The sequence below is a fragment of the Arthrobacter sp. NPDC056727 genome (assembly GCF_042790555.1).
Classification (GTDB): Bacteria; Actinomycetota; Actinomycetes; order Actinomycetales; family Micrococcaceae; genus Arthrobacter.
This window is the reverse complement of the sequence record NZ_JBHTZA010000005.1, coordinates 254,122-270,356: the sequence shown is the minus strand read 5'-3', so window position 1 is coordinate 270,356 and position 16,235 is coordinate 254,122. Positions and strand designations below refer to the sequence as shown.

Sequence of the window (16,235 nt, the reverse complement as noted above, 5' to 3'; positions counted from 1 at the left end):
GAGTACGTCCCCGACACACCGACAGTTCCTGTCTTAGACATATTCAGCCGTGGGACTTTGCGACGTCCGCGACAGCATTATTGGACCCAACAAAACCGGTATTTCCCCGAGCTCATTCAGGCCCTGGAGGCCGCTGTCCCTCCCGGGTGCGTGATCGACGGCGAAGCCGTGATCTGGACCAACGGCCGGCTCGACTTCACCTCTCTGCAGCAGCGCCTCGGTGCCGGCCCGAAAACCCTCCCCGGACTGGTCCGGCAGACGCCCGCGAACTACGTCGCCTTCGATATGTTGGCCGTCGCCGGCCATGACGCCCGTGACCTGCCCTTAGGCCAGCGGCGGGTCCTCCTTGAAGAACTGGCCAGCAGTTGGGAACCGCCACTGTCCCTCTCCCCCACCACCACGGACCGTAGTGTTGCCGAGCAATGGTCCGAAGACCTGCCCCATACCGGGATCGAGGGGCTGGTCATCAAGAATTTGAATCAGCCCTACACGCCAGGCGTCCGCTCCTGGCTGAAGCTGAAACACCGGGAAACCGTAGACGTCATCTGCGGGGCCGTGATCGGACCGATCACTCAACCCTCAGAGGTCGTGGCCGGACTCGTTCTCGAGGGTGAACTGCGGATCGTCGGCCGGTCCACCCCGCTGAAGACCGCCGACGCCAGGGACCTGGCCCGATGGCTGAAACCGCCCAAGGGCCACCACCCCTGGCCGGCCACCGTGAAGGGCACGACCCTGGACAGGTTCAACCGCGACAAGGAACCCGTCGCCTTGACACTCGTGGAGCCCCTGATCGTCGAAGTCTCCGCCGACACCGCCTGGTCAGGCCGGTCGTTCCGGCATCCCCTCCGCCTGCTCCGGCCCAGACCGGAACTGTCGCCTGCCGATGTCACCCTGCCGGACAGGCTCCACACGGGTTAGCGGTCGGTGCGGATGGTGATCAGCTTTTGTCCATCTTCCAGCCGCGCGTAGAGGTTGTCCCGAGCCTCGTCGTAGCTGTCACCTTCGACGTCGATGTATCCGTAGCTGCCGTCGGAGTTAGTGATGGTCCCGGTGAGTTTCACGGCAATGAGTCTATGAGGCCGCAGGTTCAGCGGGCTCGATGAGCTCGGGCCCGTTGTTCCGCACACTGTTCACCCGGGGACTGACGACCCGGGGTATCAGGGTCGGTTCCGGCAAGGAGTCCAGCAGGTGCTGGATGCCGCCCTTGTCGGTCAGGTCCGGGTCCAGCCATTCCGCGAAGCGGTCTCGGGGAATGATCACCGGGGAACGGTCATGGACGTGCCCCAGGGCGTCCTGCGTCGTCGTGGTCAACACCGTGCAGCTGAGCAGCCACCGTTCCGGGTCATCCTCGGGCAGGGATGGGTCAGCCCACCACTCGTACAGACCGGCAAAGCCCAGCAAGGGCTCCTTCTCGGAGTACAGATAGTTCGGGATCTTCTTACCGTCCTCAGTCTTTTGCCACTCGTAATAACCCTCGGCTGGAACGATTGCCCGGCGCTTCACCGCAGCTTTCCGGAAGGACGGCTTCTCCAGGATTGACTCGCTGCGGGCGTTGATCAGCTTGGAACCGATCTTGATGTCCTTCGCCCAGGACGGGACCAGACCCCACCGCGCAATGAGCAGATGCCGGTCAATCGCGCCCTCATCCAGACGTTCGGCAACGATCGGCACACTCTGGGTTGGCGCCACATTCCAGCTCGGCGGCGGCGGGCTGCCCTCAACCTCTTTGGCCTCAAAGTGGCTCAGAAGGTCACTGGTTGCCTTGGACATCACGTATCTGCCGCACATGGGCCCATTTTGCCTGATGCCCAGGTCAGCGGCACGAGTCGGCACTGCCAGACCATGGAGACTAAGGAAAGTAGCGAGCTGGTCAAACGTTCCGGCGCTGCGCCGACTCGAGGGACGTGCATGGGCGCAGCCACGCATCTCGGCAGGCTGCTTCTGGTTACCGGAGGGTCGTGCATTTGCACTGGACTTAACCCAGCTGGGGCAATGTGTTCCGCCAATGGTCCCTCCAGTTGCCGTAGAGTTCATTTGCCAGCGTCTCCATGGTGCGTTTCGTCGCTCCGACGTGCTGGCCGGCACGGGTGGCTTCACTTCGCTCCGAGCTGCCAATAGCTGGCTTCCTGGTTGTTGCCCCACGGTGCTTGATCGCCGCGGTGCCGCGGGTTGGTCTGGCTCGTGGTTCGTACAGTTTCAACAGGTCCAAAAGCGCACCCACGTACTTGAAATCGTGGAGGTCGCGCCGGAGCTTTGTGAGGTCCAGGCGGCGGCATTCGGCCTGATAGGCCGCCGCCATCCTGGACAGTCCCGGGAAGCTGCTGTAATGCAACTCGTCGATGGCTATGAGCCAGTCGGTCATCATCTCCAGTCTGTCCATCTCCCGGTTCATGGAACTGCCTGCTGCGGCGTACACATGGGCAAGCCCGCACCATGCATCAATGAGGACGCGGCGGACATCTCCCTGCGGAAACCGGCCGTACGAATCCTGCGCCAGCTCGAGAATCTCGTGAACCAGGGCAACCGGCAGTGACTCGGCCCTAGGGTGTGCGGACTCCAGGTAGTCCTGGACTTGGTCGGCAACCTTGCCGAAGGACCACACCCAACTTGCCGCGACCGTGGGTGCACCGCCGTTGAGTTTTGCGCTCCTGAGGAAATACTGGTGCGCCCACTGAATGCAAGAGTGTGACAGCTGCTCTTTCATGGTTCTTCCTTTCCGGAAATGTTCGTCAATGGATGCCGGCTCCCGCCGATAGTTGGAATAAAAAGAAAGAAGACCCCCGCACGGCCATTGCCGTGCGGGGGTCTTCCTTTGCCTTTATTGTGGGTGCTCTTGCGTGACAGATTCAAACTGTCATCCCGCTAATGAAGATCAGAAGCCAACTTCCGTTTCATGCGCAAGCTGCGGTCCATCCGATTACCCCGCGATCTGGATGGGTGCGGCTTCCTGTACCAGCGGAAGGTGGCCTTTGGTGCCTCTGCGGCGGCGTGGCTCACAGCTGCCGCCTCTGCGGGAACGGCCCCGGCGGATTCCGGCGCTTCGCGGCGGACGATGAGTTGGTGGCAGCAGGCGCCGGAGCGCGCGCGTCGCTGGCTGACCAGTCGCCAGCACCGCAGGAACCAAGAACGACACTCAGCAGGGTCTGATGGTGTGCCTATCGCCTCTTGACCTGTGAGTGCAAGTGCCCGTAAGTCGGCCGGTACCTGGTCAGCGGGCCCCAGGGGCTCCCCCAGCGAAGCGATCAAGCGCCTCAACGGTGTGGACGAGGCTAACGATTGCGGCGTTTATCTCATCCTTAGACACAGTCCGGTACGGACGAGCCGCCATGTCTTTGGCATTTCTTCCTTTCGGCGGCGGTGTCTTGTATCCGCTCGGTTCGACCGCATCTGCTACAGACCAGACCCGGTGCACTAGGTCATTCCGCGCTGCGAAGGCCTTCTCGGCTTGCTCCAGAAGGTACAGACCTTTGTCGCGGTAGTGCCATTCGTAATGGTGCGGCATGGTGTCCTCGTTTCCCGTGTCCAGCGAGTCCAGGATTTCCCTACAGTCTCTGATGTTTTGGGTCACGTTTGGGGACGGGCCCTTCTTGCCTGCCGCCGAAGGTCCCCTAAGTTCGATCCACAGGTTTTCTATCTTGTGTTCGGCCAACGCTCCAACTATTGCTATAAGCCCAACCGAGACAACCAACTCTTCGGACACTGACGCGCCAAACAAACCTTCCGTGATTCCGTATTTTGCGAGATCCAATATTGCTGAAGAGTTCGTGCTGTCCATCTTGAAAGGTTACGACTGCAAGAGATGCACCTCGTTTTGCGACCCTCATTCTCCCCGTTCGTTAGCCGGTACTTTGGTGGGCGACTACTTCGTCGGACTCTCGTGCAGCCATATTGCTCTGTCCAAGTCCCGGGGTTCAACGGCGAGTTTCGTGGCCGCCAACTGGAGGAGCTCCCGTGTTCGTGCGGGAGCAAGTCTCTGTTCATCGCCAAGAACTCGCACGAGGTAGCGTTGCACCATTACGTCTGGTTTTGTTTCCGTGCTGACTCCTGCATTCATGATCAGGTATGACCAGGCCAGCGGACCAAAGCCTTTGACTGAAGTCCATGCCGCCTTTGCGGAGGTACTGCCTATGGTCGCAGCGGCTCGGAGTTGCCCTGTATTCGTTACCGGGGTGTCCAGGGCTGCGAGCCGGGAGAGGCCCTCGTAAAGGCCCTCAGGTCGTAAACGGTTTGTACCGGGGAGCTTGCTTTCGTTGTCCAGGACGTCAAGCGCGAAATCTGCGGGCCCGCCTGCGCTATCCATGGCCTCCATCAGGTCTAAGCCGCTGTCAGTGTCTGCCGATGGGCGAAGCGCACGGTACCGGGCAAGCACGTTCGTCGCTGCGGCCGAGCTCGCCCGCAGGGAGTAGGCCGAGTTCAGGGCGCAAAGCGCAAGAGAATCTCGAAACTCCACAGGTGGGCGCCAATCGGAAGGATCGCCGAGATCTTCAGCGATGGCTTTCACGAAGAGTTCCAATTCAGTCATGCCCGGATCATATCTGCCCCAGGATCCGCCACGTACACGGTCCCACTTCTCGCCCTGCCGCGCGGTAGATTTACGGCCAAGCAAAATGTGTAGCTAAAAGTGGGGGCGTTTGTGCAGCTGGTTGCGTACCTGAACGGTGAGCGGATAGACGCCACGGAGATGGCTCACGATCCTTGGCGGGCCTTGGTACATCATCCGCTGTACGAAACGCTGGCTTTGCAGGAGTGCGGACTGCGGGCAAGCAGGGTCACACGCCGAGGACGCCAGTTCTTCAAGCACTATCCCGACGTCGAATGCCCTGTTAACCATAAGTCTGAATCAGAGCAGCACCTGGTGATGAAGCGCGCGCTGAAAGACCGGATTAACGCGACCCCCGGCTGGCACGCTGAGGTCGAGCTCGCACATCCCGACCGGGCCTGGATTGCCGACGTAATGGCCTTCCACACGAGCGGCCGGAAACTCGCGTTCGAGGTGCAACTGTCGGCGCAGAGCGAGGAAGAGTACGTTTTCAGATCCCAGCGTTACCTGGACGATGGCATCGCACCGGTGTGGATCGTCCCGGAAAGTCTGGACTGGTTTCGTGTAAGGCTGCCGATGATCGTGACAGGTTTCGGCAAGAGTAGCGACCTGCCCGAAGAGCCGGCGGCGCTCATGCAAGCGGCGAAATATCAACCGGTCGTGCGGAATGTGGAGCGCGTCGGTCTCGTCGTGGACCGGATTCTTCACCCTTCGTTCCGATGGGCTCCTGGCACACCAAAGCAGCAGACAGAGGCACTTGCGCGGGAGGAAAAGAACCGATTGAAGAATGCAGCGGCTGCCCAATTGCAGGCGACCGCCGCTGCCGCAGCGAAACTGGCTGCGGACCAGGAGGCCGTCCGCAAGAACGCGGAGCGAGACGCATTGTTCTTGGAGCGAGCAGCACCACCTGATGTCAGCGAGACACCTGCCGCTGCTGCCGCAATGAACATCTGGGCGAGTGTTGTCCATTGTGTGGGCGCTGGTCATCCAATGCTCATTTGGCGGCTGGTCGAGCCGCCTGCCCGAATCGATCTCCGCCCCTACAGGCCAGGGCCAGAGAATTTCCAGCACGTACGCGCACACGTGGCCGCGTGGCTAGAGGCGCACAACCGCGGTCTGGTAGAGGCAAAGATAGTTCCCCTCCACGGCACTGAAAGACGACAAGGGTTCTCTTGCCCAGAGTGCAAGGAAGTCATCCAAGGCCGGTGGGTGGCGTCGCTTCCGCACACCAAATGGTCGCTCATAGCGGCAGGCACTCCTAGCCGTTCAGGCCGCACGCTCCCCCCTTGGGAGGTGCTGCGCCGCAAGCAGGCAGAGCAGCTTCCGGCGGGCAGGCAAAAGCTTCCTGCCGCGCACCATCAACGGACATACCAAGAGGCGGAACCGGTTATTAGCCCGAACGGGAAACCGTTCTGGATGTCGGAGGCCCGTAACGCAGAAGAGATTGCGGAGCGACAGGCCGCGAAGGACGCACGCGCGGCGCGCATGCAAGCGATTAGGGACAACCCACGCTATCGCGGGAGCCCCAACGGTTTCCGGTTCCAATGCAGCGACTGCGGCGGAATGTTCGAAGACGATAACGAGGGCATACATGCAGACGGGGGCTGCCTCAATCCCGGCGTACGGGGAGCCGGCTGGCGGTAAAGCTGTTCCGCGCGTTTTCGTCGGCAGCCGCACAGAGACGGGTAGAGGCGCTGCCGGTGCCTTTGCCTGCGCGGGAGGCCTTAATGCCCGCGGAGCGCGCCCGAGCTGGTCCATGCCGTGCCTTATTCTAAGGGCAGGGTCAATAGCCCAAGGCGGCAATTTCATCGGCGAAACTAAGCGTGAGCGAGAGCGAGAGCGAGACGACCCGTCAGCGGAGCAGTCACCGACAGCAGCCGCACGCGCACAGATTGCACCCGCTCTGGATTCCCGCTGGTGGGAAAACGCCAAGCCGAAGACATCGTCCGCGTCCACCAAATCACAACGGCGTGGAAGGGCGAGGACCCGATGGCACGCTCTGCGGCTGACGCCGTCCGCGAGCAGGTTCGGCAACGCTACGCGATCGACGTCGACGTTCTGGGAACGGGCGGCCGGTGCGGCCGCACTCAATGAAGCAGCACGTGCAAAGACTCGGACTTCGGAAGAACGGACGGCGGCATCGGGGGAAAGCGCCGAAGCCGGCCGGCTTCTCGTGGAAGCCGAACGCCCCGACAAAGCACAGCGCTAAAATGTGGACGCCGACAGCACACGGCCACGACCAGCCGACGGACGAAGCCGCACCGACATATGATTCAGCAGAATGCCGAGCTTCCCTGGAAAAAACCTTGACCACATTGTGGATCGTGAAGCAGTCAAGCGCGGCTGAACGCCGACCGCGACCAAGCGACTCCTCCGGCAGCCGCCGTGACCGCCGCCCGTAGCAAAGCTTCTAGAGCTAGAAAGACCCTGACGGCTTCTGGATCTAAACAGGCTCAGAAGAGTATGGGCCGATAGCAGGAAGGCCTCGCCTGAATGTGTTCGCCTGGCGTTCCCGTTGCACTCTTGGCTGGTTGGCTACCAATCATCGGGAGCCTTTTGAGGTCAGGTATCAAATGGCTTCACTGGCGGGACGGGGAAGGTTGTCTGCAGGAATTTTAGATTAGCGCCCGTCAGGCGGTTGATGCTGGCGGTGCTTGTATCGGTGAGATTGTCGAGCAGATCGGCCGGTAATGAACTTGCAGCCGCGATCCCTGTGCGCTCCAAGAAGGAACGATGCGAGCCATCGTCCATGATGTCAGGTGTGTCCACGTCTTTGCCCGAGGCGTCCACGTTGTGAAAGAAAGGTACCGGGAGCAGCGAATGGAAAATTTCGTGAGCGAGGGTTTCGCCGATTAGCCGGCCGAAGAACCGGATCAGCCACAGCTCGTAGTCGGGGTTTGAGGCCTGCAGTGAAGTGATGGCCCGCGCCAGTTCATTAACCGCCGCGTTTACATCGCTAGTCGCCGTCCCTGCAGTCAGATAGGACTGTGGGAAAATTTCTATTGACTCATCGAATACAGTGTCACCGACATCTGTTGACAAGGCGGCTGGGCCCGGCCGTGTTTCACCATACAGGCCCCTGCCGGAGACGTCGACGTTGCCGATTTTGGCAGTCGTCACGAATGCCCGGCCGACGTGTGCAGGGGCGCTTGCGCCTTTTGACTTCCAGAGGAGGCGAACGTTTGAAGTGCTGTTGTGCAGAAGCTCCACCACGGACCGTGCCTCATTGAGAATCGGCGTCTGGATGGCGCCGAGGTTATTGTTCGCGATGAAGGCGTCGAGGTCCGCATTAGAGTCGTCAATCTCGATGAACTGCGGGATGGATAGCGGAAACTTTTTCTTGGAAATGACAACGCCCCCAGCGTCGCGTGCCTCGACGTCGATATCCGTGCGCCCCGGATGTATCCCGGAAATGGTCACCTCAGAGGTACCGGAAGTAGTTGTCTGTGTCAACGAGTACCTGCCTGCAGCAGCCGAAGGGTTGCTCCAGACCAGGGTCGAACCACTTGGAAGGTTCAAAGCGCGAATGGACAGTTTGGTAACACCGGTGAAGTCGTTTGGTGGGCCAAAGGACCTCAAGCTCGCATTTGTTTCTATGTCGAGGATCCGGGGGGTGAAGAGGAGGACGTCCTCTTTGCCTAAGGTAACTTTTGTAGCGCCTTCGCTGTTCGTAGCTTCGATACTGGAACCGGGCACAGACGCAGCGGTAACGATGGCATCGTTGATAGCAGCATTCGTGTGAGGTGCGTCCGAAGGGACTGCATCAGGGTTCATAGCAGAAAGTGCTGCTTGCGTTTGAACCGCGGCTTGTTCGTCTGTGGCGAGGCCTTTGTCCTGGGCATTCTTTATTGAGGCCAGCTTGCGGTCGGCATCATTGGTTGCTTGCGCGGCCTTGGCAAGCTTAGCCAATTCAAGTGAAGCGGCTTGGTTGCCGAAGTTCGTAGCTAGACCTGCAGCGGTCTCAAGCGCTGCCCGTGCGTTGGCCTGTGTCCCGGCCAGACCTGCCATGTCACGAAACGCGTTGGCGTTGGTGACAGCACTGAGAACCCCAGCTAACCCCTGGGGTGCCGGGGCGTCAGGGGCGTTCTGCAGATTGATGATCGTGCTTGGGAAAGGTGTGGGTTGCGTTGTCGCAGTCGAATCCGTTGCCCTGCTCCCGAGCAACATCGGGTCGATCGCTCCGAGCTCCGGGTCTGCGTCATTGAGCGCCCAGTCCGTGTTTCCATAATGTTCCTCGAGGGCCCCGCACTCGTCCATAATCGTCTGAGCGTACAGTCCATCCGTCGGCAGGCTGATGTACAGGGGATCGGCGACAGGGGATCGTTCGGCATAAACTTCGAGCAAAGTTTGAGGACTGGTGATCTTGCCCATCGGCACGAAGGCAGCGGCACCCACACGGTAAACGAGCGAGTTCCCTATAATCGCGAGCGGTTCCCGATCGACGATAGAAGCAATACTGACATTGTTCGTCCCTGGCACATAGAACCCATCGAGCATCATCAGCAACCGATCACGATCCAGTCGCCACCAGATTGCTTTGTGGTAGTACTCGACGTGCTCATTGAGGTGCTCAATGAGTTCCTGGACCGAGCGAATCAGTTCTAGCCGCTCATCGACCTTCTCCCACGAATCGAGGGGCAGGACGGCGCTGGCAACTTCAGCCGCTCCGGTGATGGGTGTGACGAGGTCATCGGTTCCCGTACGCCCTTCAACGCTGTGCTCGAAGCGGGGTGTGCTGTACGTAATCGATATCCGGCTCAGATTTGCCACTGATCCTGGCGGGAGCCCTAGAGCCGGAATGATGCGTAGCTGCGACACCGTCGATCGCGTCAAACCTGTGAGTTCAGCTGATGGGATAGAAAAGTCGATGCGGGTGGGCTGATTGAAGCGGTAACGAGTAGCGAGTGTGCAATCGGCGCGAAGCACTCGTCCACCGGGAAGTTGAAACGTGAGGCGGTCTGCCCAGCGGGCTGCCATCCCGGGTGCATAGTCCTTTTGGAACTGCGCATCGCGTTGATTGGCCAGAAGTGTTGCCAACGTGCTGAAAATGCCGAGGGCAGGAGTACTGAGTAATGGCTGGGCGACTTGCCACAGTCCAGTGTCGAACTTTCCGTCCGATGAGTCGGCAGGACGCTCAACCCCCAAAGTGACATAAAGCGATCCCCTCACGTAGGTCAAGGGTTGATTTGCGCGGGGTCCTGGATCGATATCGGAGGTCGAAAAGTTTGTTGCTACGTCTTTTAGGTAGCGCAATGCCCGCCCAAACCTCGGAGTCCGAATCGCCCCGGAGATGGATTCTCGCCAACGGTATGCTCGCTGGAGATCGAACGGACGGAGGGCAAAGGGAACGAAGATACATTGTCTTACGCCGGCGAGCTCCGTCTTAATTTTTAGATGACGAAGGATCTGGTAGTAAATAACTGTCAGCGAGTGGGCGTAGTTAAGATTCCGAACAACTTCGGTGGTGCCCGTTACGCTTTCCTCTTGTGTAACTTCCGTTACAACAGTGCTCTCGAACTTGCGCAATGAATCGCCATGGCGCCGGACTGCGTCCCGCAGCCGCTGAGTCTCGCTTGCCGTCGTATCGCGCCCACCCTCTTGGTGGGATGTACTATGCGCCGACGCGGCTCCTCCACCGATGCCGCCAATTACACCTGGCAAAGCAAAACCGATGCCGCCTGCCGCGGCCTTAGTCCGCGAGCTTGATTCTCCTGTGGCCCACTCATCGAGGTGGGCGGCAACGGCGTCGAAAAAATCGCGTTCCCTAACCACCTGGTCATTTACCTCATCGTCCAGCGATGTCTGCTCGCGTCGCCGAGCTCGCTCGGACCGGCGCCACTCGATCTTTTGGATGCGTCGGGTTTGACGCGGTGCGAGAGTGAGTGTCTTCGCCACAGTACCGAGAGAGTAGCCATTTGAACGCCAGCGCACGCGGAAATCTAGGATGTGCCCGAGTGCAACTTCGGTCGCTTGGTACTGGGCAATTTCGTCCTCCCATTGCAGAGGATGCTCCTCGTCCATAAGTCGGCGACCGCCCGGCAGGCGGCGCAGGAGATCGTCGTAACGACTCAGCAGCGCGTGGCGGTGGGGCAGCAGATCAAGCTTGGCTAACGCTAGGCCCAGTGGCGGGAAAGACCGACCGCGCGACGGGCCGCGGGAACGCAAGGATGATGAACGTCTTCTCGTCTCTGTCGACACAGAGCGGCGGGCCGGCAGCTGATCTCCTTCCAGCTGGAGGACGTCCAAACCACGCATTCGACGCGAACCCACAGGGCCCACCGCGGGCTGTGTGCTCCTGGCGATGACAGAGAATGCCTTCTCGCTTACGATCCGCTCCGGGTTAGTGAAAGGATGGCAGAACGCACCAGGGTCCTCGGAGTAGATGTCGGGATTATTAGCCAGTTCCGCCTCCGTGATGTCGGATGGAACTTTTGACGCGCATTTGCAGTCCACTTCGTGGGGTGATGTTTCCTCGCCAACGTAAGCGCTGATAGTGGGAAGGGCGAGGACCAGCGGGCTCCGCGGCTGTGACAGCTCGTCAGGCACGAAGCCCAAGAGCTGGATTTTCCCGGTGAGCCGCCATAACCATCCGGCAGAAGTCACCTTTGGAAGTGAAACCGAAAACGATCCATCCACGGCGATGTGGGCTGGTTGCCACGCCACTTGATTTGCAACCGAAGCCAAGTCCGCGGTCAATTCTGTAGCTGTTACGACTGTCCCGCCCTGAGATTTGAGGACTGCATCGAGGCCCAAGGTTTGCAGATCTTGAGCATTTGAAACGACTGCAATGGCCAGACTGCTGTTCACATAGTCGGGGACGATCATGCCAGATGGAACGAGCCGCACCGAGCGGGTCACCATGGCTGTTGCGACCGTATCCGGCAAGGTCTGGCCGCCATCAGTGATCTTTTTGACATCCTCGTCCGAAAGCGTGAATTCCACCCTATGTCGATCTACTTCTAAAGCTCGCGTTACCAGCCCCACGCCGTCGACGGTAAGCACGTTCGCAATCACCTTGGTGCCTGCTAGGTCATCAAGTGTCGCGCTGCCCCTGAGTGAGCTGTCAAGCTGCATCCTGAGGCTACGCTGCACGGCTTCCTGTGCGACCTTGGACCCTTCTATTTCTGTGTCGTAGGTGATTTCGACTACAACCCCCACGATTGGTTTCGAGGGCTTGGTAGTGGGGGTAACTCGAACCTCTATACTCCTGGACATAACAATCCTCAACTTCCCAGCACCTCGGGCCACGTTGAGTTGCTTTAGAGAACGAAGCCCTATCAGTGTGATTCAAAAAAATTTCTCAGTTGATGCAGGTGAATAGGAAGCATGCCGTTTCGACGGAAACTCGCTCACTCAATTTTCATCTACACATAAAGGACGAATGCATCGATGTGGCGACTTAGGAGCCACGGACATGTCGTTGAGGATACTCGCCGACTGGAAGTCTGACACTACCCAACTTTTGTATGCCTGTTGATTACCAGCTAGGCATGTCAATGGCCAGTAGTTTCTACCCACGGGCGGCCAGTTAATGTGCCCGCTGGGGCGAGTTCTAGCGATCGTTGCAACACCTCCGACAATCCGGAGTTGCGACGCTGCGAACCTGTTCTTCCAGCTCGTGTCCTCACGCTACGAACACGCCTCGCTGGTCCTGACCTCTGACCTGCCCTTCACCCTCTGGGGCGACGTTTTCGGTGATCAGGTCGTCGTCGCGGCCATGATCGACCGCATCGTCCACCACGCCGAAGTCATCACCCTCAAAGGCTCCAGCTACCGACTCAAACATGCACAGCCGGACTCCTTGTCCTCGACAAGACCGGAAAATACGGCAGAATAACCAGCGTCAACGTGGCTCACTTTTCAACTCACGAAATGGCTCACTTTCCCATCAGAGATGTCCCGGTTCTCAGGAAGTGAAGCAGCCACGTCGATCAGCACACCGGTGGAGATCGGCAGGCCTTACAACCAGAGACAGTAGCCGCGGTTGAATGTGACCAAATCGGTTGTCATCTGTGCTTTCTGGCGCGCCTCAAGCCTGACCAAAGTTTGAATCGAAATGCCCCGCTTCCCTTCGCGTACGAGCGAACGAACTGTGAGAAAGAGGGCTTGCCCGAATTCGACCTCATCGTCTGCGACGAAGCCCACCGCACCACCGGCATCACCGAGGCCAGCCACGACGACTCCGCCTTCGTGAAGGTCCACGACAACACCTACATCGAATCCGGCAAACGGCTGTACATGACCGCCACCCCGCGGATCTACGTCCTAGTTCCACGAGCAGCCCGGAACGCCTCTAGCTCCGGCTCGCCCACATACCGGGAGCGCAACCGCCTCCCCAGCTCAAGGTGTTTGAGGTTGTGACTCTGGTGGCCCTGCAGGAGTGTCCCGCTTCCTTGGAGCTGAAACGTCTTCGGGTGGGGCGCTCCCCCGGATCGGGATCCGGGGGAACGGGGTAATCTGACTGCTCCGGATGGTGTCCCAAAAGGCTCCGCCACAAACCCTGTCACAAAAGTGACTTTCAGGACGCAGCCGCAGCTAGTTCGCAAGCGCTCGTGACCGCCGTTCCGAAGAATCGTGTGGTGCAGCGCGACGGCATCCACTTTCAAGGCCAGCGCTACCTTTCGCCCACCCTGGCACCGTTCGTGGGACGCACCATCACGATCCGCTATGGCCCACGGGACATCTCCGAGATTCGTGTCTTCGACCATGACACCTTTATCTGCACCGCCATTGACGAGGACCACCCGAATCTCCGGCTGAGCCTTCGTGACGTCGAAGCCGCCCGCCGCGCACGGCGGCGGGAGCTGCGCCGCACCATCAACGATCGCATCCCGACTGTCGCTGCCCGGGACCAGGCCCGCATCTCTGACCCACCGCGCCGCCGGCCGCGGCTGCGCACCTACGAAGAGGACGACTGATGGATCAGCCATTCATCGTGACTAAGGAACACCGGCGCTTCACCGAGTTCGCCAACGCAGTACGAAAGGAGCGCACCATCGGTATCTGCCATGGTGACGCCGGCACCGGCGAGCATCCCGCCGCCTTTCCCGGCGCGCGTGGCGGACTGCTTGGCCTCGGCCTTGGCGAGCTCCACTTCCTGGCGCATCAGCGTGGACAAGTCCCGGGTCACATCACCCAGCAACTCCCCCAAAGAGGCGTTATCAGCCTTCTGATGCGCCTGACTGGGCGCTGGCTCCGGAATCTGGCTGCTCACAGGGCGCGTCCTTCAGCAGGCTGATAGGGGTCATTCTCGAACCGCAGAGGCGTATCTTCCGCCGTTCCTGACGGCAACGTCGTAGTCGACGCAGGCGCTGCGCCGGTGACAACAGGCTCCTCGTACAAATCGGCGCCGCCGCCTGCGGGGAACGTTTCCTGCGGCAGCGCAGCTGCCTGCGGAGCCCCGACCGGCTGGACGGGCCGGCCGCCGTTTTGTGACGCCGGGGCCCCTGCGGCGAGGCTACGGGTGAGCCGTCCGGCCAGAAGGCCGGCGCCTGCGGCCAACAGCAGGAAAGTACCGGGGCGGCTGCGGGCGAAGCCCTGCACCTCGTTCAGCAGGTCACCGGGCTCCTTGTTCTCAATCCAGGAAGCCACCGATGAAGTGCGGTCCGCCGCCTGGCGGATCAGGTCACTGGCAACGCCCTGCTGGTCCGGTGCATTCGCCGTGGCCTGCAGCTGGCTGGAAATGGTACGGATGCCCTCGGCAGCCTTCTGCTGCTGGGCACCGGCCTGGCCGGACAGACCCGACGTCACCTGGGACAACAGGTCCTTCGCACTGGACTTCGCCTCCGCGGCGACGTTGGCGACTTCATCCTTCGCCGTCTGCGCTACACCCTGCGCGGCGGCGGCGGCATGCCCTGCCACGTTCGAGGCCTCTTCCTTCACCGCGTCCTTCTTGGACCCGGCCGCTGCGTCTGACGTGGCGTTCGCGCTTGTCGCGATGATGGTGGTCGCCTCCGGATCCCGGGAGGAGGACCCGGTGACGTTGCTCCCCTGATTTTCCGTCATCATGCTCTCTTTCCTTCGCGGTCAACTGCTGGGACGACCAGCACTGACGCAATACTAAGCATGGTTACTAATTTTTAGTAAGCAATCTTGCTAATTTTCTGTACCGACCGGTCTGTCTCGCTTTGGCGTGTAGTGTCTGACTAGTGATGGAACACGCTCACGACCCTTCAACTGCCGCCGATGACGCCCCTGCCCTGCCACGCCTGAGGCCAGGTGGCAGCCGGGATCGGATTCTGGATGCCGCTTACGAACTGTTCTTACAGCGCGGTATCCGCGACGTCGGCATCGCTGAGCTGATTTCACGGGCAGGGGTCGCCAAAGCAACCTTCTATGCGCACTTCACTTCAAAGGATGAACTGGTCCTCGCATACTTGGAGCGTTGCCACCAGGACATGACGGTTGAGGCAATCATCGCCGAAACCGGAAGGCGGACCGAGAACCCCACGGGCCGGCTGATGGCCATTTTCGATGTCCTCGACGGGTGGTTCCGCGAGGATGACTTTCAGGCCTGCGCCTTCATCAGCACCATGCTCGAAATGGGCCCCGCACATCCACTGGGAATTACATCAATCGAGTATCTGGCACAGGTCCGGGCCTTCATCCGCGCGCTGGCCGTCGAGGCCGGCCTTGAACAACCCGACGTTCTTGCCCGCTCCTGCCACATCCTGACCAAGGGTTCGATCATTTCCGCGGTGGAGGGAGACCGGGAGGCAGCAGTAGTCGCCAAGCGCATGGCCGCTTCCCTCATCCGTGACCACGGCGGCGACCCCATCGCGGCCGACTGACCCTCCATCACCAACACCCGGACATTCAGTTCTCAGTTTTTTGACGGACGGTTCAAGGAGCCGGCGCATGCGTATCCACGTTTTGAGGGACTCGCGCTCTTGGCGCTGAATTCGTCCAGTCCATGTCCGAAGACGGTTCCCGTACGGTGGGCAACAGAAAGCCCGCCCAACCCCCATCGGCGGGCTTTCTTCTTGCCCTCACGAGGGCTACTTCGCTTCCCTGCCCAGGCTCTTCTTCCAGATCCGATTCGTGTCCGGAAGCTTTCCGCCACTAGACCGACCTTAGGTATATGAGCAAGCCGGTTCGCGAAGAGTTGGGACGGTTCAGGGCTGGGACGAGACCGTGACAGGGTCAAGCTGGCCTGTCTGCGGTTACGCCAGAGCTTCCAACGACCACCTTTAAATGCCGCTCTGCTATCAGATTGAGGTTAGCGCTCTACACTGTGCGGCATCACTTACAGGCCGAGGGGCATTTTGATCTCACGCGGACTTTGCCTGGTCGTGGAGGATGACCAGGATATCCGGGATCTGATCACGCTGATCCTGACACGATTGGGCTTCGAGGTTCATGCCGTATCCATGGGCGTGCAGGGGGTGGCGGCGCCCTGGGAACACCATCCGGTTCTGGTCACGGTGGACTTGAACCTGCCTGACATGGACGGCCTCGAGGTGGCCGGGTATATCCGGAAACGGTCGGACGCGCCGACGTTGTTCGTTACCGCCCGGACCGAGCCTGATGATGAAATGGCCGGCATGGCGTCGGGAGCCTCGGCGGCGGGGTTAAGCCGACGGGGTTAAGCCGGCGGGGTGTTGCCAGACTGCAGGCCAGCCACGATTGGCCAGCTTGCCACCACGACGGCCCGCCTGCCTTCATGCATGAAAGTTTGCTCGCTTGCAAATTGGCA

Annotated in this window: 14 protein-coding genes and 3 pseudogenes; 9 read left to right on the top strand and 8 right to left on the bottom strand. The window is 60.3% G+C overall.

Going from position 1 to position 16,235, the window contains the following annotated elements:
- Positions 1–57 precede the first annotated feature (57 nt).
- Positions 58–918 (top strand): ATP-dependent DNA ligase, encoded by an 861-nt coding sequence (locus ACFRAH_RS07600; protein ID WP_377990291.1) that lies wholly within the window; start codon positions 58–60, stop codon positions 916–918.
- Here the strand turns inward: ACFRAH_RS07600 and ACFRAH_RS07595 are convergent.
- From ACFRAH_RS07595 to ACFRAH_RS07575, 5 genes are all read right to left on the bottom strand, one after another.
- A complete protein-coding gene (locus tag ACFRAH_RS07595; RefSeq protein WP_377990290.1) occupies positions 915–1,061 on the bottom strand; it encodes a hypothetical protein in 147 nt (48 codons plus the stop codon). The two genes, ACFRAH_RS07600 and ACFRAH_RS07595, sit on opposite strands and share 4 nt — an antisense overlap.
- Positions 1,062–1,071: 10 nt before the next feature.
- Entirely contained in the window at positions 1,072–1,788 is a 717-nt protein-coding gene (locus ACFRAH_RS07590; RefSeq protein WP_377990289.1) for an SOS response-associated peptidase, read from the bottom strand.
- A gap of 187 nt (positions 1,789–1,975) precedes the next feature.
- A complete protein-coding gene (locus ACFRAH_RS07585; RefSeq protein ID WP_377990288.1) occupies positions 1,976–2,704 on the bottom strand; it encodes a hypothetical protein in 729 nt (242 codons plus the stop codon).
- 504 nt (positions 2,705–3,208) lie between these two features.
- Positions 3,209–3,775 carry a hypothetical protein gene (locus ACFRAH_RS07580; RefSeq protein WP_377990287.1) on the bottom strand — a complete coding sequence of 189 codons (567 nt, stop codon included), beginning with the start codon at positions 3,773–3,775 and terminating at the stop codon, positions 3,209–3,211.
- A gap of 84 nt (positions 3,776–3,859) precedes the next feature.
- Positions 3,860–4,522, bottom strand: coding sequence for a hypothetical protein (locus tag ACFRAH_RS07575; RefSeq protein ID WP_377990286.1), 663 nt, complete (start codon positions 4,520–4,522; stop codon positions 3,860–3,862).
- A gap of 111 nt (positions 4,523–4,633) precedes the next feature.
- Between ACFRAH_RS07575 and ACFRAH_RS07570 the strand changes: the two genes are divergently transcribed.
- Both ACFRAH_RS07570 and ACFRAH_RS07565 read left to right on the top strand, forming a co-directional pair.
- Complete coding sequence (locus ACFRAH_RS07570) at positions 4,634–6,184, top strand: competence protein CoiA (RefSeq protein WP_377990285.1); 1,551 nt, start codon at positions 4,634–4,636, stop codon at positions 6,182–6,184.
- Positions 6,185–6,457: 273 nt separating this feature from the next.
- Positions 6,458–6,634, top strand: a complete 177-nt coding sequence (locus ACFRAH_RS07565) for a hypothetical protein (RefSeq protein WP_377990284.1) — start codon at positions 6,458–6,460, stop codon at positions 6,632–6,634.
- A 468-nt stretch (positions 6,635–7,102) separates the two neighbouring features.
- Here the strand turns inward: ACFRAH_RS07565 and ACFRAH_RS07560 are convergent, their stop codons facing one another.
- A complete protein-coding gene (locus tag ACFRAH_RS07560; protein ID WP_377990283.1) occupies positions 7,103–11,698 on the bottom strand; it encodes a hypothetical protein in 4,596 nt (1,531 codons plus the stop codon).
- 433 nt (positions 11,699–12,131) lie between these two features.
- Here ACFRAH_RS07560 and ACFRAH_RS07555 point away from each other — a divergent pair.
- From ACFRAH_RS07555 to ACFRAH_RS07540, 4 genes and pseudogenes are all read left to right on the top strand, one after another.
- Positions 12,132–12,377, top strand: a pseudogene (locus ACFRAH_RS07555) (ATP-binding protein); the annotation flags it as partial.
- 209 nt (positions 12,378–12,586) lie between these two features.
- On the top strand, positions 12,587–12,901 hold the full coding sequence (locus ACFRAH_RS07550; RefSeq protein ID WP_377990282.1) for a DEAD/DEAH box helicase family protein: 315 nt from the start codon (positions 12,587–12,589) through the stop codon (positions 12,899–12,901).
- A gap of 191 nt (positions 12,902–13,092) precedes the next feature.
- Positions 13,093–13,458: a Mu transposase C-terminal domain-containing protein gene (locus ACFRAH_RS07545; RefSeq protein WP_377990281.1), complete on the top strand. Its 366-nt coding sequence runs from the start codon at positions 13,093–13,095 to the stop codon at positions 13,456–13,458.
- A pseudogene (locus ACFRAH_RS07540) lies at positions 13,458–13,571 on the top strand (ATP-binding protein); the annotation flags it as partial. The gene ACFRAH_RS07545 and the pseudogene ACFRAH_RS07540, both read left to right, overlap by 1 nt.
- On the opposite strand, the pseudogene ACFRAH_RS07535 reads toward ACFRAH_RS07540, so the two are convergent.
- Positions 13,554–13,754, bottom strand: a pseudogene (locus ACFRAH_RS07535) (phage holin family protein); the annotation flags it as partial. The pseudogenes ACFRAH_RS07540 and ACFRAH_RS07535 sit on opposite strands and share 18 nt — an antisense overlap.
- Complete coding sequence (locus tag ACFRAH_RS07530; RefSeq protein ID WP_377990280.1) at positions 13,751–14,548, bottom strand: hypothetical protein; 798 nt, start codon at positions 14,546–14,548, stop codon at positions 13,751–13,753. The gene ACFRAH_RS07530 and the pseudogene ACFRAH_RS07535, both read right to left, overlap by 4 nt.
- Positions 14,549–14,691: 143 nt before the next feature.
- Between ACFRAH_RS07530 and ACFRAH_RS07525 the strand changes: the two genes are divergently transcribed.
- Positions 14,692–15,330 carry a TetR/AcrR family transcriptional regulator gene (locus tag ACFRAH_RS07525; RefSeq protein WP_377990300.1) on the top strand — a complete coding sequence of 213 codons (639 nt, stop codon included), beginning with the start codon at positions 14,692–14,694 and terminating at the stop codon, positions 15,328–15,330.
- A 501-nt stretch (positions 15,331–15,831) separates the two neighbouring features.
- Positions 15,832–16,128, top strand: a complete 297-nt coding sequence (locus ACFRAH_RS07520; RefSeq protein ID WP_377990279.1) for a response regulator — start codon at positions 15,832–15,834, stop codon at positions 16,126–16,128.
- The last annotated feature ends 107 nt before the right edge of the window (positions 16,129–16,235 follow it).